The 20961-nt window shown below is 59.8% G+C and carries 19 protein-coding genes and 3 pseudogenes; 9 read left to right on the forward strand and 13 right to left on the reverse strand.

Going from position 1 to position 20961, the window contains the following annotated elements; translation table 11 throughout:
• Positions 1–61 precede the first annotated feature (61 nt).
• Complete coding sequence (locus AC3WJM_RS12850; protein WP_306962285.1) at positions 62–625, forward strand: YceI family protein; 564 nt, start codon at positions 62–64, stop codon at positions 623–625.
• A 37-nt stretch (positions 626–662) separates the two neighbouring features.
• Here AC3WJM_RS12850 and AC3WJM_RS12855 read toward each other — a convergent pair whose 3' ends face one another.
• Positions 663–1328, reverse strand: a complete 666-nt coding sequence (locus tag AC3WJM_RS12855; protein ID WP_492272040.1) for a response regulator — start codon at positions 1326–1328, stop codon at positions 663–665.
• Positions 1329–1544: 216 nt separating this feature from the next.
• On the opposite strand from AC3WJM_RS12855, the gene AC3WJM_RS12860 reads away from it, so the two are divergent.
• The 3 genes from AC3WJM_RS12860 to AC3WJM_RS12870 all read left to right on the forward strand — a co-directional run bounded on the left by AC3WJM_RS12860 (position 1545) and on the right by AC3WJM_RS12870 (position 4455).
• Positions 1545–2402, forward strand: coding sequence for an ABC transporter ATP-binding protein (locus AC3WJM_RS12860; protein ID WP_284991789.1), 858 nt, complete (start codon positions 1545–1547; stop codon positions 2400–2402).
• A gap of 26 nt (positions 2403–2428) precedes the next feature.
• The gene (locus tag AC3WJM_RS12865; protein ID WP_284991788.1) at positions 2429–3283 is read left to right on the forward strand and encodes an ABC transporter permease; all 855 of its coding nucleotides are present in this window, start codon (positions 2429–2431) and stop codon (positions 3281–3283) included.
• A gap of 65 nt (positions 3284–3348) precedes the next feature.
• A complete protein-coding gene (locus AC3WJM_RS12870; RefSeq protein ID WP_492272041.1) occupies positions 3349–4455 on the forward strand; it encodes an ABC transporter substrate-binding protein in 1107 nt (368 codons plus the stop codon).
• A gap of 284 nt (positions 4456–4739) precedes the next feature.
• Here the strand turns inward: AC3WJM_RS12870 and AC3WJM_RS12875 are convergent, their stop codons facing one another.
• From AC3WJM_RS12875 to AC3WJM_RS12885, 3 genes are all read right to left on the reverse strand, one after another.
• Positions 4740–5090 carry a hypothetical protein gene (locus tag AC3WJM_RS12875; RefSeq protein WP_492272042.1) on the reverse strand — a complete coding sequence of 117 codons (351 nt, stop codon included), beginning with the start codon at positions 5088–5090 and terminating at the stop codon, positions 4740–4742.
• Positions 5091–5240: 150 nt separating this feature from the next.
• Positions 5241–6215, reverse strand: coding sequence for an aldo/keto reductase (locus tag AC3WJM_RS12880; protein WP_492272043.1), 975 nt, complete (start codon positions 6213–6215; stop codon positions 5241–5243).
• 140 nt (positions 6216–6355) lie between these two features.
• The gene (locus AC3WJM_RS12885) at positions 6356–6901 is read right to left on the reverse strand and encodes a hypothetical protein (RefSeq protein ID WP_492272044.1); all 546 of its coding nucleotides are present in this window, start codon (positions 6899–6901) and stop codon (positions 6356–6358) included.
• Between the two features lie 209 nt (positions 6902–7110).
• On the opposite strand from AC3WJM_RS12885, the gene AC3WJM_RS12890 reads away from it, so the two are divergent.
• Entirely contained in the window at positions 7111–8046 is a 936-nt protein-coding gene (locus tag AC3WJM_RS12890; RefSeq protein WP_492272045.1) for a 2-hydroxyacid dehydrogenase, read from the forward strand.
• 39 nt (positions 8047–8085) lie between these two features.
• Here AC3WJM_RS12890 and AC3WJM_RS12895 read toward each other — a convergent pair whose 3' ends face one another.
• Positions 8086–8310, reverse strand: coding sequence for a hypothetical protein (locus AC3WJM_RS12895; protein ID WP_492272046.1), 225 nt, complete (start codon positions 8308–8310; stop codon positions 8086–8088).
• Positions 8311–8447: 137 nt separating this feature from the next.
• Between AC3WJM_RS12895 and AC3WJM_RS12900 the strand changes: the two genes are divergently transcribed.
• Complete coding sequence (locus AC3WJM_RS12900) at positions 8448–8612, forward strand: hypothetical protein (RefSeq protein WP_492272047.1); 165 nt, start codon at positions 8448–8450, stop codon at positions 8610–8612.
• On the opposite strand, the gene AC3WJM_RS12905 is transcribed toward AC3WJM_RS12900, so the two are convergent.
• The 5 genes and pseudogenes from AC3WJM_RS12905 to AC3WJM_RS12925 all read right to left on the reverse strand — a co-directional run bounded on the left by AC3WJM_RS12905 (position 8609) and on the right by AC3WJM_RS12925 (position 14824).
• Entirely contained in the window at positions 8609–8842 is a 234-nt protein-coding gene (locus AC3WJM_RS12905) for a hypothetical protein (RefSeq protein ID WP_492272048.1), read from the reverse strand. The two genes, AC3WJM_RS12900 and AC3WJM_RS12905, sit on opposite strands and share 4 nt — an antisense overlap.
• Positions 8843–9040: 198 nt before the next feature.
• Positions 9041–10672, reverse strand: coding sequence for an SIR2 family protein (locus AC3WJM_RS12910; protein ID WP_492272049.1), 1632 nt, complete (start codon positions 10670–10672; stop codon positions 9041–9043).
• A gap of 437 nt (positions 10673–11109) precedes the next feature.
• Positions 11110–12757 (reverse strand): annotated as a pseudogene (locus AC3WJM_RS12915) (IS1634 family transposase).
• A 240-nt stretch (positions 12758–12997) separates the two neighbouring features.
• Positions 12998–13438: a very short patch repair endonuclease gene (locus tag AC3WJM_RS12920; protein WP_492272050.1), complete on the reverse strand. Its 441-nt coding sequence runs from the start codon at positions 13436–13438 to the stop codon at positions 12998–13000.
• 27 nt (positions 13439–13465) lie between these two features.
• Positions 13466–14824, reverse strand: a complete 1359-nt coding sequence (locus tag AC3WJM_RS12925; protein ID WP_492272051.1) for a DNA cytosine methyltransferase — start codon at positions 14822–14824, stop codon at positions 13466–13468.
• 65 nt (positions 14825–14889) lie between these two features.
• Here AC3WJM_RS12925 and AC3WJM_RS12930 point away from each other — a divergent pair, with 65 nt between their 5' ends.
• The 3 genes and pseudogenes from AC3WJM_RS12930 to AC3WJM_RS12940 all read left to right on the forward strand — a co-directional run.
• Positions 14890–16305, forward strand: coding sequence for an ATP-binding protein (locus tag AC3WJM_RS12930; RefSeq protein WP_492272052.1), 1416 nt, complete (start codon positions 14890–14892; stop codon positions 16303–16305).
• Positions 16305–17195: an O-methyltransferase gene (locus AC3WJM_RS12935; protein ID WP_492272053.1), complete on the forward strand. Its 891-nt coding sequence runs from the start codon at positions 16305–16307 to the stop codon at positions 17193–17195. The genes AC3WJM_RS12930 and AC3WJM_RS12935 overlap by 1 nt, the downstream gene beginning before the upstream one ends.
• A gap of 690 nt (positions 17196–17885) precedes the next feature.
• Positions 17886–17933 (forward strand): annotated as a pseudogene (locus AC3WJM_RS12940) (hypothetical protein); the annotation flags it as partial.
• Between the two features lie 420 nt (positions 17934–18353).
• Here the strand turns inward: AC3WJM_RS12940 and AC3WJM_RS12945 are convergent.
• From AC3WJM_RS12945 to AC3WJM_RS12955, 3 genes and pseudogenes are all read right to left on the reverse strand, one after another.
• A pseudogene (locus tag AC3WJM_RS12945) lies at positions 18354–19337 on the reverse strand (IS1634 family transposase); the annotation flags it as partial.
• 136 nt (positions 19338–19473) lie between these two features.
• Positions 19474–20103, reverse strand: coding sequence for a hypothetical protein (locus AC3WJM_RS12950; protein ID WP_492272054.1), 630 nt, complete (start codon positions 20101–20103; stop codon positions 19474–19476).
• The gene (locus tag AC3WJM_RS12955; protein WP_492272055.1) at positions 20100–20903 is read right to left on the reverse strand and encodes a hypothetical protein; all 804 of its coding nucleotides are present in this window, start codon (positions 20901–20903) and stop codon (positions 20100–20102) included. Before AC3WJM_RS12955 ends, AC3WJM_RS12950 begins: the two co-directional genes overlap by 4 nt.
• Positions 20904–20961: the final 58 nt, after the last annotated feature.

Genomic DNA, 20961 nt, shown 5'->3' on the forward strand with positions numbered 1-20961 from the left:
GCTCAACAAGGGTGGAAGGGATCGATCCACGCGAAATTCTTTCGAATCAGGAGATCCAAAAATGACTCTTCCCGCAGGTTTGACTTCAGGCACCTGGTTGCTGGACATGTCCCACAGCGAGATCGGCTTCAGTGTCCGGCACGCGGGCATCAGCAAGGTCCGCGGCCGCTTCACGGAAGCGAGCGCCGAGGCCCGCGTGCGCGAGTCCCTGGCCGACGCGTCCCTCCACGCAACCGTCAAGACCGCGAGTTTCGACTCCGGCGATGCCAACCGTGACGGCCACGTCCGCGGCGCCGACTTCTTCGACGTCGAGAAGTTCCCGGAGATGACCTTCCGGGCCACCAGCGTAGAGGGCGACGGCGAGGACTACACCCTCACGGGCGACCTCACCATCCGGGGGATCACCAAGCCGGTGGAGCTGGAAGTTGAGTTCACCGGCGTCGCGGTTGATCCTTTCGGCGCGACCCGCGCCGGGTTCTCCGCCGAAACCGAGATCAGCCGGAAGGACTTCGGGCTGACGTGGAACGCAGCGTTGGAGACCGGCGGTTTCCTGGTGAGCGACAAGGTGAAGATCAACCTCGAGGCTGCCCTTGTGAAGCAGGCCGAGCCCGTAGCAGCCGAGTAGTCAGCACCAAGTAGTCACAAGGTAGCCGGCCGTCCGCTCAACTCACCGTATAGGAGTTGAGCGGGCGGCCGGTGCCGCCATACGTGAGGTCCAAAACGAGAAGACCTTTTTGCTCCAGGACACTGAGGTAGCGCTGCGCTGTCGGGCGGCTGACACCGAGCTGTCCGGCGATTTCAGCGGCGCTGATGGGACCCCCGGCGGCGCGGACGGCGTCGAACGCTTTCTGCATGGTGGGTTGCAGGCGAGGCGCCGGGGCCGCGGGCCTGACCCCGGCCGAGCGCGCGTTGTAGAGGCTATCAATAGTTGTCTGGTCGGCAGTTGAAGCGGAATCCAGCTCCTGCCGCCAGTTCCGGTACGCCTCCAATTGCGTTCGGAGCCGGTCAAAGCTGAAGGGCTTGACCATGTAGTAGACCGCGCCGCTTGTCATTGCCGACTTGACGGTGGCCAGGTCCTGGGCCGCGGTGATGACGATGCAATCTACCTCGGTACCGGCGGCCTGCAGGGATCGCAGCATCGCGATCCCGTCCTCGTCCGGCAGGTGTACATCCAGCAAGAGCAGGTCCGGGTTGAGGCGCTCGATCGCCTCCCGCGCGGCCGCAGCGGTGTACACCTGACCGACGCATTCGAAACCGTCAACCCTGGCCACGCGGGCGGCGTGGATTCCGGCGACCCGGAAATCGTCGTCAACCACCAATGTCCTCATCAACGTTTTGGGCTCCTTTCCCGGGCATTTCCTCAGTAGGTGAGGCGACAGCAGAAAACGCACAAAACGTGCACTTTTGCGGCTAAGGCGCACAACTTACTGAAGACTTCTGGGCCTGATGATCGCTTCCTAAGCTTTACATAGTTTCAGTGATCCACATCACGAATTCGTCGGACTCCCAAGGAAGGGATCCGTAAGACAGAGAGGTCTTAGCAAATGAATGCCATCCACCCCAACCGGCCGCCCGGGGCCCCCGAGAGGGCTGATGACGCCGCGGGCATCGACATTGTCGGGTTGACCAAGCGTTACCTCACTCCCAAGAACGAGACATTCACTGCCATCCGCGATGTGACGCTGAGGGTCGAACCCGGCGAGTTCTGCGCGATCGTCGGGCCCACGGGCTGCGGCAAATCCACCACCCTGGCCCAGGTTTCCGGACTCGAGCGGCCGAGCGCCGGCTCGGTGAAGGTCCACGACCAGATCGTTGACGGCATCACCAACGGCGTCAGCTACATGTTCCAAGCGGACGCGCTCTTTCCCTGGAAAACCGTTCTCGGAAACGTGTTGATCGGCCCGGTCCTGCTCGGGACACCCAAGAAGGAAGCCACGCTGCTCGCAAGGGATTGGCTGCGCCGCGTGGGCCTGGCCGGCTTCGAGGACCGTTACCCGCACCAGTTGTCCGGCGGTATGCGAAAGCGCGTCGCCATGGCGGCGGCGCTGATCAACAACCCGCGGATCCTCTTGATGGATGAGCCGTTCGGCGCACTCGACGTGCAGACCAAGGCCATCATGCAGAACGAACTGCTGCAGCTCTGGGAGGAACTGCGCCCCTCTGTCCTCTTCATCACGCACGACCTCGACGAGGCAGTGGCGCTCGCGGACAAGGTGGTCATCATGACCAGCAGCCCCGGCACCATCAAGGATGTTTTCGAGATCGATCTGCCCCGGCCGCGTGGAGATGTCCAGAAGATCCGGCACGAGGAGCGGTTCCTGGAGTTGCAGGGCCAAATCTGGGAGTCCTTGAAGGACGAAGTTACCCGCGCCTACAAGCAATCGGCGGGTGTAGCAGCATGACAACCACAATCAGTAGGGGTGCTCCCGTGCAAGAGCAAGAAAAAGCACAAGCGAGTGAGCTTAAGAATTCCGCCCGGCGTGCCATGAACCGCCGCACCACGTGGGTTTGGGCCGGCCGCGCCATCCTCGCGGTCATCGTGATCGGCGGCTGGCAGTGGTTCACGACCGCCGGCTGGGTGGACAAGTTCTTCTTCGGCCAGCCGTCCGAAATCTGGAACAGCCTGGTGGATCTCTTCACCAAGGGCACGGCATTCGGCACCATCTGGGAGAACCTCTGGGTCACCATGCAGGAAGCCATCTACGGATTCGCGCTCGGAACGCTGGTCGGCGTCGTGCTCGGAATCCTCCTCGGCTCGAACAAGTACCTGTCCGAAGTTGTGGGCCCGTACATCCGGATCGTGAACTCGATCCCCAGAATCGTCCTCGGCTCGATCTTCATCGTGGCGTTCGGCCTCGGCGTCTTCCCGAAGGTGCTGCTCGCAGCGGTCCTGGTGTTCTTCGTGGTCTTCTTCAACGCCTTCCAGGGCGTCCGCGAAGTGGACCAGAACCTGGTCGGGAACGTCCGCGTTCTGGGCGCATCCCCGCTTCAGGTTGCGATCCACGTGACCATTCCCTCGGCCATGACCTGGATTATCGCCAGCTTGCACACGGCGTTCGGTTTCGCGATCATCGGCGCCCTTGTTGCTGAAGTGCTCGGTGCCCAGCAGGGAATCGGCCTCATCATCAGCCAGGCACAGGGAACTTTCGATCCCAACACGGTCTTCGCCTGCATGGTGATCATCGCAGTCATCACGCTCGGCGCGGAATACCTCATCGCCCTGCTAGAGCACACGCTCCTCAAGTGGCGGCCACCAAACCGTTCCGAAGCACAGGCGATCTGACGCTCGCCGTCTCCGTTCAACTTACCCAACGCTCGAATCCTCACAATAGAAGGAAAAGCACAACCATGATGAAGAACAAGATCTACGCCGTCGGCGCTGCCGGAGTGATCGCCCTGAGCCTCGCGGCCTGCGGCACCAGCACCGCAAGCAGCAACAGCACGGCAAGCGGTGGTGCTTCCGCGGACACCGCCTCGATGCCCACCGTGAAGCTCATGGTCGGCGGTATCGACAAGCAGATCTACCTGCCGTACCAGCTCGCAGAGCAGCTCGGCTTCTACCAGAAGTACGGCGTCAAGATGGAGCTTTCCACCGAGTCCCAGGGTGGCGTGGGCGCCGAGGACGCCATGGCATCCGGGCAGGTGGACATGGCCGGTGCGTGGTACGTCCACACGGTCGACTTCCAGTCCAAGGGCAAAAACGTCATCAACCTCGTGCAGCTCTCGAGCGCCCCGGGCGAACGCATCATGTGCAACCCCAAGGCGAACGTGAAGACGGGCGCAGACCTCAAGGGCAAGACCGTGGGCGTCACCGACCTCGGATCGGGAACCGATGAGCTCACCCAGTTCATCGCGGCAAAGGCCGGCCTCGCGAAGAGCGATTACCACACGATCGCCGTCGGCGCCGGTGCAACCGCAATCGCGGCAATCCAGCGCGGATCCGCTGACTGCGTCATGACCACCCAGCCGACCGTGGGCGCCCTCGAGAACAAGAACCTCGCCGTTTCCGCGATCGACCTCGCCACCTCCGACGGAGCCAAGGCAGCGCTTGGCGGCACCCTGCCGTCGGCCGGCCTCCTCGCCCAGTCGGACTGGGTCAAGACCCACGAGGACGCAGCCCAGAAGGTAGTCAACGCCCTGGTGGACACGATGCACTGGATCAGCACCCACTCCGCCCAGGAGATCGCGGACAAGCTGCCCCAGTCCTACGTCCAGAACAGCACCATCTCCAAGGACCAGTACGTCGCCGCACTGAACCAGGACAAGGGCCAGTTCCTCCCGGACGGCATCATGCCTGCAGGTGGCCCCAAGACGATCTTCGACGAAGAGAAGACCATCGGCGTTGACACCTCCAAGGTCAACATCGCCGATACGTTCACCCAGAAGTACGCCCAGGCCGCGCTGAAGCTCGAAGGCTACACCGCCGCCACCACCCCTGCCGGCAACGACGGCTAATCTCTTCTAGCTCCCAAACAATCGGCCTGCGTGGTAATCCACGCAGGCCGATTGTTTTGGTTTCTCAGGCGATCTTCATCTTGGTTGGGATCTTGTTCTGCTGACCGTCCAGACAGCGACCCAGAGCAGAACGACGACGATCAACGTCTCGGTCCCGTTGGGAGCAACACCGAACAGTCCCCAGGCAACGTATGGGACGACGAACACAAGTATCCCCGTTGCCACTGCGGCAAATACAACAGCACGAGTAGTCATCTTGCAGACCTCTCTTGCGGCCGTTGATGCTAGAGCCGGCGCGTGCTGCTTCGATCCCTCTTTTGCCATTCCTCGGATCTGAAGAACTTTTCTAGCTCCGATCCTGCATTCTCCGAGACACGTGCGTCGTCATCGGTCACGTCGAACAGGGGAAGGTAGCCTTTTTGCTCCGCTAGTTCATTCGCTATTACGAGTGCCGACTGATCCTCTGTGGACACAGACTCGCCGCTGATCACTCGCTCCGCAATGTGCTCGCACCCGGAAACTTGCATTATGACCATGAGGTCGAAGTTTCTTAGCTCATGCTCATGCCAGATGCTCTGTAGTTGAAGAGGCCCGAAGGTGGTCCTGTCCCCGGCTCTGTTTTCATGGCTTGTCATGGGACCACCGCCATGAACAGAACCGATTTCCTTACGAGGCGCATCTTCATCTCCAGCGGGAAGGTGGGCATTCCAAAACAGGACGAGCGGTCTGTTTAAACTAGGCCACAACGCTCCCGAGGGTCAACCCTTAGTCGAAGGCCCTTGGACTTAGGTGTCGATGCTGGCCATGTTGGGATAGCGGGATCCCGCAGCGGACCCTGCCGGGGCCAGTTCGTCGAGGCGCTTCAGGTCCTCTTCGGAGAGTACGACGGCGGTAGCCCCGAGGTTCTCTGCCAGGCGTTCTCGCTTCTTGGTGCCCGGGATCGGGACGATGTGCTCGCCCTGTGCCAGCAGCCATGCGAGGGCCAGCTGCCCCGGGGTGCATTGCTTCTGGTCGGCGAGTTCCTTCACCCGGTCCACGAGCTCGAGGTTGCGCTTGAAGTTGTCGCCTTGGAACCTGGGGGAGTGCCGCCGGTAGTCGTTCTCGGCGAAGTCCGCCTCGCTGCGCAGCTGTCCGGTCAGGAACCCGCGGCCCAAGGGGCTGTACGGAACGAATCCGATGCCCAGCTCTGCCAGGACTGGGAAGACCTTCGTTTCGGGCTCCCGTTCCCAGAGGGAGTACTCGGTCTGCAAAGCGGTGATGGGATGTACTGCGTGGGCGCGGCGGATGGTGTCCGGCGCAGCCTCGGAAAGGCCCAGATGCCGGACCTTTCCGGCCTGGACCAGTTCGGCCATGGCGCCCACGGTGTCTTCAATGGGGACGGTCTTGTCCACCCGATGCTGGTAATACAGGTCGATGTAGTCGACGCCGAGGCGCTGCAGGCTGGCGTCGCACGCGGAGAGGACGTATTCGGGCCTGCCGTTGACGCGCAGGAAGGATCCGTCCTCGCGGCGTTCGTTCCCGAACTTCGTGGCCAGAACGACGTCGTCACGCCGACCGGCGATCGCTTTGCCCACGAGCTTTTCGTTGGTGAAGGGCCCGTACATGTCGGCGGTGTCCAACAGGCTGCCGCCAGCGTCGAGGAAGGCGTTGATGGTGGCGAGGGACTCACGGTCGTCACCCTCGCCGTAGAACTCACTCATGCCCATGCAGCCGAGGCCGAGGGCAGAAACGGTCAATGAACCAAGCATGCGGTTTTCCATGGGGTTCTCTCCTGTAGGTGGCAGAACGTGCTGGACGGCAGGACGGTGCTCAGAGAGGGGTGCGGGTAGGGCCACTATAGGCACGTCGGGCGAAGGGGGACAACGTGGGTTCGAGTTCAATGGAAGGCGATTGGCGTCGACTATCGGCCGAACAGTTCTGCGTCGAGTTGGTCTAGGGCTTCGGGATAGCCGGCAACGTCGATCGGTCCGTACGTGGTCTCGAGTGAGACCACTCGGAACCCTGGGCCGAAGTTGACTGCCGCGAAATCCGACAGCTCCAAGTGCCCGCGGTCCAAGGGCATGCGCCCATTGACCAGGAAAGTAGCCGGACCTACCCATGAACCGTCGCGGGACTCATTTGTTACGAAGTCAACGAGTGGGGCGCGGACGGAAAGCAGGCCCCTCACCCAGCCATTGGCTACGCCTCCGGGCAATGGTTCGGGCGAACGAATCCAGAATTCCGTCCACCCGCGCCGTCGCCATAGCTTGAATCTGAGCCGGTTGATCACGCGGGCTAGGGCTGACCCCACCACCCATGTGGCCACCAAAGTGATAAAGAACATGGGAAGTGACTTGGGTTTTTCCCAGCCGATTGAAAGCAGAACGATCCAAGCAAAAGACGCGCCAACGGCATAGCCGAGGACGATTGAAAGCAGATGCTTGATCCTGGCTTTCTTCCCGGTCATGCCACACTATAGGCCCGGGCCCCACGCGTTGTCCCGGACTTGGCCCCACGGGTGCTGATGTCCGAACGGGCCGCGGACCGCGGCGGAAAGTAAATTGGTGTTGGACCACGACATGCCGTCCGGCCAAATCGACCGGCATAAGGGAACAGGAATAGGGAAATGAGCGAAATCGCGCTGCGCACTGCGAACGTCAACCGGATGGCGGCGCAGTGACGGCCAGGCTGCGGGTGTGCCTGCCCGATCAGAAACTTCTGGACGCGATGGAACCTTCCGCCGACGTCGACTTCGTGGTGTGGGACCTTGCCGGTCCTGGCCCGGCAGATGGCTTCGACCTGCTGGTGCCGCCCTACATGGGCCGTCCAGATGCGCTCGCGGCGCTGGATGGCGTGCCGGTCCGGCTGGTGCAGAGCCAGTCGATCGGGTACGACGGCGTCGCTGACGTCTTGCCGTCGGGTTGCGTTTTCGCCAACGCGGCGGGCGTCCATGAGACGTCGACGGCGGAACTCGCCTTGGGGATGATGATCGCCAGCCAGCGCGGGATTCCGGACTTTGTGCGTAACCAGGCGTCCGGAACGTGGGGCTACGGCCAGCGCGCCAGCTTGGCGGACCGCCGCGTTCTCCTGCTTGGCTACGGCGGAGTAGGCAAAGCCATTGGAGCCAGGCTGCTTTCGTTCGAAGCACTGGTGATGCGGATGGCAAGCCGCGAACGGGACGATGAACATGGCCGGATCTACGGCATCGACTCGCTGTACGAACAATTGCCGCTCAACGAGATCGTGGTGGTTAGCGTGCCTTTGTCCGATCACACCCGTGGGCTGGTGGACGCTCGGTTCCTCGCCGCGATGCCGGACGGAGCATTGTTGGTGAACGTGGCGCGGGGTCCGGTTGTGGACACGGAAGCCTTGCTGCGAGAGACGTCTTCGGGACGGTTACGTGCTGCTTTGGACGTAACTGACCCAGAGCCGCTGCCGGCCGACCATCCTTTGTGGACGGTGCCCGGTGTGCTGATCACGCCCCATGTGGGCGGGGCAAGCTCGGCGATGTTCCCCCGGATGGTTCGGCTGATCCAGAAGCAGATTTCCTTGCTGCTGGCTGGGGAGGATCCGGTGAACGTGGTGCTGGGTACGGAGTCAGTGGCAGGGTAGGCGCCAGCGGGTGCATCGCTCGTTGTTGCCGCCATGGGGTTAGTGCTGGCCCACCGGTTCCTTGACTTGCGGCTCTGACCTGCGGGATTCCTTCCGTCCGGGCGGGTAGGCGTGGCGCTTGCCGTTCAGCGTGATGACGAGTGCGACGACGACTGGCAGGGCCGCGGCGACGGGCACCATGAGCGGGCCGGCCAGGACCAGGATGGCGGAGCCGTAGAGTGCCGATGGTGATGCCGAGTTGGATAGGGAGGCTATTGGCGGCATCCCGATAATCGCCCGCGGCGCAGAGGATGGCGGCCTGGTTATAGATGCCGATCGCGCCAAGGCCGGGGTCCCAGACGGTCATGAGGACGACGGCACCGGCGATGGTTCTGCTGCCGAGCCGCAGAAGGAGCATCGCGATGGCGATTGGCGCCGTCGTGGTGATCAGCGAACGGCGTGGCCGGGAGTCAACGGTGATGCCCGCGATCCAGTTGCCGATGAGGCCGGATGCACCGAGGACGGTGAGGGAGAGACTGACGGCGTATTTGGGCAGGCCGCCTTCGCGGATGAACGGCGCGATCTAGGTGAAGAGCGCGAAGTGGGCGAGCACCAACAGGGTCCATGCGATGGCCGCGGATTTCACGCCGGGCTGAGTGATGGCCATACGCATGGAGGGGCGGACGGCGTCGGGGATTCGTCGGACTTCGGGGAGCAGCCAGAGAGCTAGTCCGGTCTGCAGCAGGCCGAAGCCTGCCAAGAAGAGGAAGGCTACGCGCCAGCCCTGGCGCCAGGCAGGGACCACGTTGGACGCCACAAGTCTCGCAACACCGCCACCGGCTTCCCCAATCTCACGACTTACACCACTGCCCCAGGCACACCGCCGGTGCCGAACTGTTTCGCACAGGAAGGTTCCGATCTTGATTAGTCACATCTGCGATGACCCCTATGCGACGGTCCCGGCGGCTTGCGATGGTGCCGGCTCTCTTGTCGCGATCACCACTCCCTTGATACCTCATCCGTCCAAGTAGTGGTCCTCCGAGTCCCATCCAAGCTCCTCAAGAGCATCCTCCAGTACCGACCAGATTTCCGAGGACTTTTGAGGCCGTTCCTCCCTGGCAACGGCCAGTAGTTGTTTGCGAAGACTCCGTTCTTCGTCACTAAGTCCTTCTGTATACAGTGGGGCGAGTAGGTAGGAATGGCTGTCTGACGAAAACGCTCCGATGGCATCGAGGAATATCTCTAGCCCTCGACCCGCTGCCGAAAGCGCAGCGGCAGAGTCTTCGTCGAACTGTGCCCGCCTATTCGCGGCGGCGACCGATATAAAGTCGAGCTGTCCCTGCCAAATGTGCCGCTTCGAGTCATCTGCGTGGAGACTCAAGACCGTGCCGAAAGGTCGACGTTGTTCTAACCTTTGCTTCGGCAGTGCACGCCGCACATCATGGATGATCTCGTGAAAATGATCGTCTTCTAGTCCAAAACCGACAAATAACATGTGGTGGGTAACGAGGTGTGCTTTGACCAATGCAGAAAGGGCTTGGCGATTGGTGTTGTGGTCTAAGTAGTCGTCGCGAGTCAAAACGATTGATTCCGGTTTGCTCACTGTCCCGTGGAGTTTGAGCAACCAGCGATCACCCGCAACTGGGTGATCGTCGGGAATTACTGTCCGGACAAGTTCCGCATCGCGGCAGGCGTTCTCGAACAGCGCATCGTAGTTCAAGGTGATGGCCCCCGACGATGGCATCGTCGCAATCAGCGCTGGCGCAAGTCCGTATCGGCTCCGCGTTACTTCAGCGCATACGGCATCTCGAAAGCTGCGGGATATGGTCTTTTTCTGGAGCGCGAATAGTCTTTCAAGTATTCCAGCTTGGTCGAGAAGTGGAAGTTTCTCGAATACTTCGGCATCGATTTCTCCAAGATCGACGTATGCCGTTAGCCGCTGCAGGAGCGTTCTCCAGGAGGGAGAACCGGCGCTAACGCTGACGCCAGCGCCCAAGAATGGGACGAGTCCACCTTTCTTAGCTTCCTCGCCAAGTTCAGCAGCACGGGATAGTTCCGCGGATTGGAGAGACCCCCAGTAGTTGTCCCTTTTAGCGCGCCGCAGCTTCTGTGCCAACGAGTACGCAGACTTGTCTCGAAGGACAACAACAAAATCCACTGTGTAGGTCTTACTGGCTGAAGAGGCTGCTTCGAGTAGCGCTGTCAGCATCGCTCCCAAGTGGCGATCAGCGCCTCCGCCTGCTGTCCCAAAAAAGGGAACGGCCAACAAAGGTAGCGTTCGATTGTACTGCCTGGTTCCGATGGCGTCAACGGCTTCCTCGGCGAAAGCATGAATCCGGTCTTTCAGGGCACCACTTGGCCAAACATTGTCCACGGTAACGGAGGTCAACACTGGCAGCGGAGAATCGTCGGTCCACCCGATGATTGCTTGGGCAAGCCTGGAACCGTCGCGAAAGTCAGGGCCGGCCGATTCCTGGGCCAGGTCGTCCAGAGTAGGAATGTCCGCAGTCCAGTTTTCGCGAATCCTCACTTGCGTACTAGTCGGGAGGAGCCAGGCGTCACAATTCAGATGCAGTATATCGGCCATTACAACGAACACGTGAGGAAGCGGCGCCAGAACCTCAGGTCGACTGGAATCTCTGTTCATGTCTGGAATTTTACAGTGAGGCGTTGATCATCCTCGTTGTGGTAGCGGTCATCATAATTACCAACTGGTGGCGTCCAAAGGCAAGGATTCCCGTCCGATGGTACGTTAGTCGGGTAAATTGAAAATGACGGTGGCAGCATCCGGGCGCTGGTCAGTAGGCTCGATCAAGTCCTGTAGCTTCTGGCTTCGATGAATGCGTAGAGAACATCCATCACAGCAGGGCTACGAGCCCGTCAGCTTTAAAGACACGGAACTCGATTCACCATCAACCGCGAAGAGCCCGTTTCAGCACTTGATCAAGACTCGGATCCTCCGGCTCGGAGGCTGGCCGCTCCTTGACTCTAGATGAATGTTTAGAGAACATGGATCGCAGCGGGGCTCCGAGCCCTTCAGCCTCAGGACGCGGATCCTATTTCACCTGACTTCGGTCATTTGGCTTAGTGCCTGGCCCGCGGGTTCCGGATCGCGTTGAGGACTGCTTGTTTGTGGTCGGGGATGGCGGGCTGGAATGTCTGCTCGGTGCCGTTGATCGCGATGGTGGCTGAACGAAGCGGCCGTAGTTGGCGGATCAGGTTGCGGATCGCGAGCCCGGTCCGGTTCTGTGCTTCGCGGCTGAGTGCCAGCGCGGTGAACACGATGGTCAGGTGGGCTTCGATCGCATCCTTGGTGCGGTGGAACATGGGCCGGGCCCGTAGGTCGGTCTTGGACATCCGGAAGGACTGCTCGACATGCCACAGGTCGTGGTAGCTGGAGATCACCTCGCCGGCGGGCATCACGCCGATCGGGATGTTGGTGACGTAGCCTTTCAGCCTGACCAGGCGTCGTGCACGCGCCAGCGATGCTTCATCGAGTGAGCGGCTGCCGTTGCTGGTCTTGATGAACCGTGGCGCCCGGGCGGTTTTCTCGCCTGCGATGACTGCACGGGCCTTGTCTTCCTGCAGTGTGAGGGTCGTGTTGTCCCGCGCTGCCCGTTTCGCCGAGTACGCCCACACCGCGCGCAAGGACCCTGGGTGCTGCTGGGGGTCCCAGACTGGTTCGGCTTTCACATACGGATCGCTTGCGACGCCGCCGCGGCCATTGCGCGGGGTGATGGTGTCGATGATCTGCCCGTCGGTGAACGCGTCTCCGTGCCAGCGGAAATGGGACTCCAGATCAACGGGAGCCTTGGTCACCCGGGATCCGACGATGAACCTCAAGCCCGCCTCATCGAGCTCTTTGAGGTTGGATGCGGACAGCATCCCCGCGTCGGCGACCACGACCATGTCGGCCAGGCCGTGCCGTTCCTGGAAGGCCTGGATGATCGGGACGATGGTGGTGGTCTCTGCCGTGTTGCCCTCGAAACAGCCGATCTCAAGCGGGAAGCCGTGCCGGTCGACCAGCAGGCCGACCACGACCTGGGGGGTCGACCCGGCGTTCCTTGGAGTAGCCGACCTTGCGCAGCTCGTCCTCTTTCTCGGCCTCGAAGTACAAGGTGGTGACGTCGTAGAGACACAACGAGACATCCCCGCGGGTCACCGCATGGTTGAAGCAAGCGGCCGCGATGAGGTCCCGATAGCCGCGGCCGGCGCACCGGCTCAGCGTGCGGCGCTTCGTCTTCTCGCTGGCGGGCCTCTGACCCAGGTCGCTCAGGACCCGTCCGGTGTCCAGGATCGAGGTCGGCTCCACGATCCTGGCGATCACCAAGTCACGGAACGCCTCGTCCTCGACCACGGCGAACCCCAGGCCGGAGTAGACCTCGGCAAGCACCTCGTACAACAGCAGGGACGACGTACCGATCACCTGCGGGGCAGCCACCCGCGGCTGCTCGACTCCCCGGCCAGTCAGACCAGGGTCGGCGAACAGCGCCGGGACCGCCGTGGGCGCGACCATCCGGGCTTTCCTCGGCGCGGCTTCCAGACCCAGATCGAACTCGTCCTGGCCGGCATCGAGAAGCATCCCGCGGGCCTGCTCCAGCAAGAGCCCAAGCTCGGCCTCCGTATGCGCTGACCCGAGATGAGCCACGATCCGCCGCCGCCCATCGACGTACTCCGCGATCTGCACAGCCGTCGCGCCCGAGGCAGTCCGCACCCGCCTCACCCACGCCATAACCCGAGTCTAGGACACCAATTAGTGCCTCAATGGCCCATCCCCTGAGGCATCGCCGCAGATCAACGCCCCAAACCCCCTCAACCCGAGACAAGGTGACCAAAGTCAGGTGAGAGGCGTCGATCCGCGATAGGAGGGAGGCCATTCGCGTGGTTCGTTCGTTTGTGTTCGTCGTTTTGGGACCCAGGTGATCCCGTCCGTAACAGAGGGTCGGACATTCTTGGGGAAGCTTTTGCCGCTTTAGATTCCGGAATGTTCTACCCAGAGCCGCCGAATAGACACGGCCTCCTTGATAGCAAGTGCTGCCACTGTTGCATCCTCGTGCGACCACACGCGCATGACGGTCCATCCGGACGATTGGAGAAGCTGAGTTATCTGGCGGTCACGCTGAACATTGCCAGCTATCTTTGCGTCCCAGTATTCCGTATTTGACTTGGAAGGTTTGTAATGAGCAATGCAGCCATGCCAAAAGCAACCGTCTACGAAGACTGCCAACTTGATTCTTGGGAAGGCGATGTCGATCTTGCCTTGCACGCTGGGGAGCGGACGATACTGTACGTAGTAGCGGAGGCCGAGTTTGAAGAGCTCATGCCGAAGGGTCAGCTCTGGTTTCGTATCCCGCGAGCGGTTTCCCTGCATGACCCTTCTGGAGGTCGGGGTGCTCGCCCAAGACTCCTTCATTGACTTATATTATCGACTGTACAACGCCTAAGAGTTAACCCGCCTCATCCTTGGAGCCGGTTGTTGTTCTTTGATGCCACCCATCGCCGCCAACGCCTGCGTGGCGTTCATTCGAAGAAGACCTACGGGTCCAAACTCTTGGGCTGTCGCTTCAGCCACTTGCGATATGCCGAGGCTGGCTAGCAGTGACCTGGCTGCAGCTTTTGCAAGGGGTGGGGGCACGCTGTTTCCCACCTGCCGATGGCCGTGCCAGTTCGTGGTGTGGAAGCGAAACCAATCCGGATAACCGTGGATCCGTGCGGCCTCTCTAACTGTGATAACTCTGGCCTCAAGTGGGTGGATCGGCCGCGGCGAAGTATGCGCCCCCCTCTCGGTTCCCGAACCTGCTCGGAGAGTTCGGGATGGCGCGTCCAGGGCGAGTCGGAAGAGTCTGCTTTTCGGTTCGACCGTGCCGGATAAGGTACGAACAAATCGTTCAATAGATCGATCCGTGTGAACGGTTCGACGTGAGTTCGTGATTATTCTCGAATCGGACGGTCGAGGCCTCGAGAAGTCATCCGGGGACCTCTCCAATCCGGCCAAGAGCCGCGCGTAAGGACTTGTCGTTCCGGAGCGTCGCGAACGGTCGGCAGTTGTTAGACCAACTTCGTCTAATGTCAGTAACTCTGGATATTCGCCGATTGATGGCAATCCATCGAGTGCATCTGAAACAGTGAAACGCTCAGTGGTTTGTTGCAGATTTTCTGGAGCCTCCGGCCCCAGGGCGCCGAGTATAACTAATCGACGGCGAATTTGCGGAACACCAAAATCTTGGCTGTTGACGGTCTGATGCTGCCCAGAAATGGTATACCCGGCGGACGAAAGCTGTCGAAGTGCCTTTGTCCTTATTTGGTCGAATTTGGTTTCTAGTAGCCCGGCAACGTTCTCCAAGCAGAAGACTCGAGGACGCACTTCGAGGACAAGGCGCACGAACTGTAGTAACAGATCGTTGCGTTCATCACTTGGCTGCCGTTTCCCGCCCGTCGAGAACCCCTGGCACGGTGGACCCCCAATTATCGCGTCTACCTCACCAGGCCAAGCACGGTTGGGGTAGAGCCGGTTGTATCCCTTCCGAGCCGCTGAAACTAGTGCCTCGGCGGTCAGGGTGCTTGCATCGCGACACAATACCTCGCAGTCAGGAAAGTTGAATCGATGGGTTGCAGCATGGACGGCGTCGTACTCTACTGCTGCCACGACGTCGAATCCGGCCTGCTCAAACCCGAGGCTGAGACCGCCCGCGCCTGAAAACAGGTCGATTGCAAGGGGACGCCTGCGGATTGCATTCGCAGGTGTCGTCAGTGGCGGCGGGCAGGATGAAATAAATGGCACTAATGAACGATCGCACACTTAGCCCAAAAATGCACGGTACCGGGCTGTGTTATGTGAGGAAAGCCAGGACGCGATGAGGCATGATGGCAACCATGCAGAGTTCACCGATCGATCACACCATCGAAGCGGGCGCCGAGAAGCGCTTCTTCATTGAGATGCTAGTGAAGGACATCGAGCTGTTGCCAGCCATCGTAGATCTGGTGGACAACAGCGTAGACGGTGCCCGAAACGTCTCAGACGGCGGTCCTATGGACGGGCAGTGGGTGAGCATAACCGTTGGGCCGAGCGAATTTGTCATCGAAGATAACTCCGGGGGCATCTCTGCGGACATTGCTCGCCATTACGCCTTCCGGTTCGGGCGCGCCAAGGAATTTGTTGGAGTCAAACGATCTGTTGGCCAGTTCGGCGTTGGGATGAAGCGAGCGATATTCAAGCTTGGTCGTTCCTTCAGCGTTAGGTCTACGTTCCGCGGAAACGGTTCCGGTTATGGTTCGAGATTTGCGATGAGCGTCGATGTGGAGGCGTGGTCTAGATCGACGGAGTGGACGTTTCAGTTCGAAACTGTCGAAGAGGGGCTTGATATTGATGAAACTGAAAACGCGGGAACGAAAATCATCGTAGACAAACTGCATCCTAGTGTCGGGGACGACTTGGCGGATGCCGCAATTGTGCAGCAATTGAAGACAGAGTTACGGATTCGCCACCAACAGTCCATTCAGGCTGGACTCGAACTTCGACTTAACGGCGAGCGGTTGACAGCATCTCGCCCAGCGCTCCAGTCGTCGAATCTGATACAGCCAATCGTCAAGAATTTTACCGTTGAATCCGATTCCGGCTCGGTCGACGTGAACCTCTATGCCGGCACCGTTTCTCCGCCCAGAAAAGATGGCTCACCCGATCTTGCGGACGAAGGGCAGGCGGAGAACTTCCAAGATGCTGGCGATGCCGGCTGGTACCTTTTTTGCAACGACAGGTTGCTTTTGGTGGCGGACCGGAGCCCCCTGACCGGATGGGGCAGTCCAGCCGCCTCTTATCATCCTCAGTATCGTCATTTCAGAGGATTCGTTTACTTGTCTGCCGACGATGCTTCGCTGTTGCCGTGGAACACGACCAAGACAGCTGTTGACCGTGATTCCGAGATATTCAGAGGTGTTCAATCTGAAATGAAAACTGCGTTGGTAGGAGTGCAGGCGGCGATTAACAGGGTTAAGGTTGAGCGTCAACGGTCTCTGGAAGAAGAGGACAAGCCGGTCATCGTATCGGCCTTTGATGAGACCGCTGATCGTCCTATCAGCGAGCTCGCGCATTCGGACCGAATGGTGATACCGCCGGCACCAACTCGTCCCAGCATTGTTGTGCCGGCGGCAAGAATTCAACGAATTCAATACTCGGTCGACCGGGACAAGTATAAAGAAGTGGAGGCTGCTCTCGCGGCAAGCTCCGGGTCTGAAGTGGGGCGGTTGACCTTTGAGTACTTCTATAACGAAGAGATCGCCTAATGGCTCGACAATACGAGTTTCGGCCCGCGAAAGCGGCTCAACGGCGGATGATTGTCGACGCGTGCCGTAGGCTCACTGCCGTCGCTCCGTTGGAAGATTATCAGTACGTCGGCTTCGGCGGCCTTGAGTTCATTGATTTTGTCGAATTCCATCGGGCGCTAGGCATCCAAGCCATGACGAGTATTGAACGATCAGTCGATATTAATCGACTTGAGTTTAATAAGCCCTATAAGTGGATAGAGCTGCTCATAGGGGAAGCCAGGGACATGCTTAGCCAAGTAGATTGGAATAACCTGTCCATAATTTGGCTCGATTATACAGACTTACTCACGAGGGACATTCTCAGGGATGTCGAATACGTGGTCCGATCCTGCTTGCCGGGGAGTATCGTCATTGTAACCGTAAATGGAGCTTCAACTGGGATACCTTTACCGCTTCGTCTGCCAAAGCTAAGAGAGAACCTGGGTGACGCGGTATCAGGAGCCCTCACGGATAGCGACATGACTGGGTGGGGGCCCGCACGGGAACAACGACGCATTCTGAATGAGCGTGCCCACACCACAGCCCGTGAGGCTCACAACGGGTCATTCCGGCAATTGTTTAACTTCGAATACGCCGACGATGCAAAGATGCTGACATGGGGCGGTGTGGTCTTGAGTCCGGCGCTTGCAAGGACAGTCGACGGTTGCCGATTTGAGGATCTGTCGTTTATCAGATCGGAGGTCGACTCCTTTGAAATAAAGGTCCCTTTCCTCACTGACCGGGAAATGGCATATCTCGAATCAGAGCTGGGCGGATCTAACGCGGCTCGTCCTTCGCTGAAGGGCGTGGATCGATCTGACATCAGGGCGTTTGCTGACATGTATCGCTGGCGCGTCGGCAACCGCTGATTCCTTGAAGAATCAATTGTGCCCCTGGTTGTCTGTCTGTCCAGCTGGTTGGAGCGCTGTCAGGCACTATCGCATGCTATTTCAGAGCAGGGCATATCGATTCCGACCGCGTCTCCCCGACAGCACGTCGCTGCAATCCGTCGGCGGCCTCTGTCCCGATGGCGCCCCAGGCCGATTACCGGCTCTCCATGCAACGGCCGGCGCTCAGTTTTGCCCGTGGCCCGCCAAGTAATGCGCTTCGGTCAAGGTGATATCTGGGTAGCCGTGAACCGGGCACGCTCAGCTCAGTAGCCCCACCGGCCGCCTGAGCAGGAAGTAGCCCTGGGCAGATCAAGCTCACTCTACTATTTGGAAGCATCGTCGCTACCAATTCAAGAGGCCCCGACGCTGCGACTGCATCAGGACACGCTCCTGCCCCTGGCGTTAGAGGCTCTTCGTGGTTGGTGGGGAAATGAGTTCGTGTCGTTGAAGACAAGGGGGCCCGTGGCCCTGCTGGGATGAGTGTGTCTAAGCATTCAACCTGGAACAGGACCACGAGCCTTGAACGAGCCTACCGGGGTCGCAGCTGAGGCTGCCACCAGCATCTTCAACCTGCCCGATTACCGTGTCATTTCCACCGGCGTGAGCTCCGATGGCGGCCGCCGGGTCATTGTCGAAACCGACCAGCCGCCGGGCTGCCCCACGTGCGGGGTGGTTGCGTCGCGGCGGAAGGAACGACGCTTCCAGCGGATCCGGGACATTCCTGTCGCCGGCCCGGTGGAGGTCCTCTGGTCCAAGTACCGCTGGTATTGCGAAGAACCGGCGTGCGAGAGGCTCTCGTTCTTTGAGTCCACTGCCCAGGTCCCGCGGCGTGCCCGCTCGACCGGCCGGCTCCGGGACCAGCTCGTGGGTGCGGTCATCCGTTCGGGCCGGGCCGTCTCGGAGACTGCTGCCGCGTTCGCGGTGTCTTGGTGGATGGTCCGTGTCGCGCTCAATGAAGCCTGCTTTCTCACCCTTCCGAATGTGGACCAGCTGAGTCCAAGAATGCTGGGCATCGATGAGCACCGGTTCCGGTCCGTGCGCTACTTCCAGGACCCCGAATCCAAGGCCTGGACGCGGTTCGAGCCCTGGATGACCACGATCGTTGACCTGGACACCGGCCAGGTGCTGGGCGTCGTGGACGGCCGGGACCACAAGGGCGTCGGTGAACGCGTCGCCATGCCAGCGGAAGTGCGAGGCCAGGTCGTTCGGGGCCTTCGTCATCCGGGAGCCAACGATGAAGCGCAGGTTCGCGTCATCCAGCTCGCGCAGGTTGGACGCCGAGAGCATTCCCGCATCGGCCACGACAACCATGTCGGCCAGGCCGTGGCGGGCCTGGAACTGCTTGATGACCGGGACGATGGTCGCGGTCTCGGCCTTGTTGCCTTCGAAGCAGCCGATCTCCAGAGGGAATCCGCCGCGATCCACGAGCAGACCGACGACGATCTGCGGGTCGACGCGGCGTTCCTTGGAATACCCGACCTTGCGCAGCTCGTCTTCCTTCTCGGCCTCGAAATAGAGCGTGGTGACGTCGTAAAGCACCAGGGAGACGTCCCCGCTGGTGCTGGCGTGCTCGAAGCACCAGGTCGCGATCCGGTCCCGGTACTTGCCCGCAGCAGCCCGGCCGAGAGTGCGTTTCATCGTGGCGTAGCTGGCCGGTGCCTGGCCCAGGTCCCGCAGGATTCTGCCGGTATCCAGCAGCGATGCGGGTTCGACGACCCGGGCGATCACCAGGTCGCGGAACACCTCGTCGCCGAGCCCGTCGAATCCCAACGCCGTGAATACCCCGGCCAACGCGCCGAAAAGGATCCGCGAGTCCGTGCCCACCACGCGTCCGGGACCGTCACGCCCCAGAGGTGCCACCGTGCCCGCAATGTCGAACAATTCCGGCCCGGCAGGCACGACCAGGTGCTTCACCGGAGGCTCGGGCTCGACGCCGAGCTCGAGGACGCCCTGGGCAGGGTTCTCCAGCAACTCGCGGGCCCGCTGGAGCAGCACGCCGAGCTCGGCTTCCGTATGCGCCGAGCCCACGTGCTCCACGATCCGCTGACGACCGCGCACATACTCGGCGATCTGCACTGCCGTCGCCCCGGAAGCTGTCCGAACCCGCCTGATGAACACCACACCGGCGACACTAGAACAAATCCTGTTAGTGCGTGAAAAAGCACCAATCCGAACACATCACCGCAGGTCAGAGCCCCGGTCGACCGCGATGCCGCGACCCGTGAGCCAAGTCAGGTCAGAGGGTCTTGACGATGTCTTAGATACTTTCTAAGAGCGCCAGAGCCTCCGCCTGACTGACAGTTTCGCGTCTCGCTGTGCCGGGAGAAACCTTGGCGGAGCGGGAGAGAATTAGCGGGCCTGACGCGCCGGCATTCTCATCAGGAATACCCACAACAAAGGTAACTGTAGGCCTCTCCAGAGGTTCGGATTCGTGGACGATACGACTCGGAATCGTGTAGATTTCACCCTGTCGGACGATTCGATCAGTTTGGGGTAAAAGGTCGTATCGGCCCGCGGCCTCAAATCCATTTGTCTCTCCATAGCGAACTTGTACCGCCGCGAGTGCACCACGTGCATTCGCAATTGGCAAGAAGGTCTGATCTCTCAGGGACCCAGCCAGGACCACGCTGGTTAAGTGCCACGTGTGATCGTGGATATTTCCAGCGGGATCTGGAGACGCAATCTCCCTGTCCCACATATGAAGTCTCGCAAAACCTCCAGAAGGAAGGTTAGCCAGGTGGCTCAAGTCATAGTGCACGAACCCGAGGGGGTGTTTGGTCACTGGAATTTGAGGCATTGATTCGCGAATTTCCGAAACCAATACATCGCGAAAACCTTTTGTTATCTCGCCCTTTGACAGGACAATTTCTACGAGTCGAGAAATCACGTGCTGCGCCCCTTGAATACCAGCTGTCGAATTTCTTCCAATGATTCCGTGGATAAATCAGGAGATTCACACAATTCCCGAAGCGTTCCATCTAGTCCTTTAACTTTGGATGATTTGAGAATAGATTCCACGTCATTAGAATTTAGCATTCGCCAGTCTGAAGGAAGGGAATCTGTGCTATCGAACTGAATTTCGGAAGAGCGCTCACAATGTTGATTGAACTCATCTCTAAGAGATTCGTAGTACCAGGAAGAATCGGGGATGAAAAGTCCATTCTGAGATTTGTCTGAAACGGTAACAGCGACCATTGTTGAACTCATGTCCTGACGGAGCGGACTGTATGTCTGTGTGAGATAAACACGGGCGGCGATTCTTGTCATCCTTGAATACCACGCGCATGCGACGATGCAAGCTAAAATTTCATTTCGGACCGTCTCAGCTGTGCTTACTGATCCATCAACTCGGTGTTTATTTCGATACTCTGCATATTGATTACACAAATTCGGTTCCGTGGGATCCAGGATCAGCATGTTGTAAGGAACAGTTCGGCTTTTTTCTTCCGCGAGCTGTGGCAGTACACGCTCCCGCTGCCACCTTCCCGAGCCCCCTCGGAAGGACCACTCCTTGGCTCCATTCAGGGACTGAGCAAGCTCTCCGGAAATCTTTTGTGCGATTACGGTATAGGGACTCTTGGAGTGAACTAAATCCGTAACACCCTGGCTGATTTCATCGGTGTCTTTTCGCACTCTTCTTTGGGTGCGCCAAATCTGATAGCTAAAAACAGTTGCTACTGAAAACACTGTGCATAATATTGACACGATGTTGTCTGCGACTATCTTTGATCCAAAGATCCCTATC

This window comes from Arthrobacter sp. FW306-1B-G06A (assembly GCF_058781765.1).

Excerpts from the sequence above, each read along its gene's own strand:
- AC3WJM_RS12850 (WP_306962285.1), top strand. The coding sequence starts at position 62 with ATGACTCTTCCCGCAGGTTTGACTTCAGGCACCTGGTTGCTGGACATG.
- AC3WJM_RS12855 (WP_492272040.1), bottom strand. The coding sequence starts at position 1,328 with ATGAGGACATTGGTGGTTGACGACGATTTCCGGGTCGCCGGAATCCAC.
- AC3WJM_RS12860 (WP_284991789.1), top strand. The coding sequence starts at position 1,545 with ATGAATGCCATCCACCCCAACCGGCCGCCCGGGGCCCCCGAGAGGGCT.
- AC3WJM_RS12870 (WP_492272041.1), top strand. The coding sequence starts at position 3,349 with ATGATGAAGAACAAGATCTACGCCGTCGGCGCTGCCGGAGTGATCGCC.
- AC3WJM_RS12875 (WP_492272042.1), bottom strand. The coding sequence starts at position 5,090 with ATGACAAGCCATGAAAACAGAGCCGGGGACAGGACCACCTTCGGGCCT.
- AC3WJM_RS12880 (WP_492272043.1), bottom strand. The coding sequence starts at position 6,215 with ATGGAAAACCGCATGCTTGGTTCATTGACCGTTTCTGCCCTCGGCCTC.
- AC3WJM_RS12885 (WP_492272044.1), bottom strand. The coding sequence starts at position 6,901 with ATGACCGGGAAGAAAGCCAGGATCAAGCATCTGCTTTCAATCGTCCTC.
- AC3WJM_RS12895 (WP_492272046.1), bottom strand. The coding sequence starts at position 8,310 with ATGCCGCCAATAGCCTCCCTATCCAACTCGGCATCACCATCGGCACTC.
- AC3WJM_RS12900 (WP_492272047.1), top strand. The coding sequence starts at position 8,448 with ATGGCGATTGGCGCCGTCGTGGTGATCAGCGAACGGCGTGGCCGGGAG.
- AC3WJM_RS12910 (WP_492272049.1), bottom strand. The coding sequence starts at position 10,672 with ATGAACAGAGATTCCAGTCGACCTGAGGTTCTGGCGCCGCTTCCTCAC.
- AC3WJM_RS12920 (WP_492272050.1), bottom strand. The coding sequence starts at position 13,438 with ATGAAGGAGTCTTGGGCGAGCACCCCGACCTCCAGAAGGGTCATGCAG.
- AC3WJM_RS12930 (WP_492272052.1), top strand. The coding sequence starts at position 14,890 with ATGGCAACCATGCAGAGTTCACCGATCGATCACACCATCGAAGCGGGC.
- AC3WJM_RS12935 (WP_492272053.1), top strand. The coding sequence starts at position 16,305 with ATGGCTCGACAATACGAGTTTCGGCCCGCGAAAGCGGCTCAACGGCGG.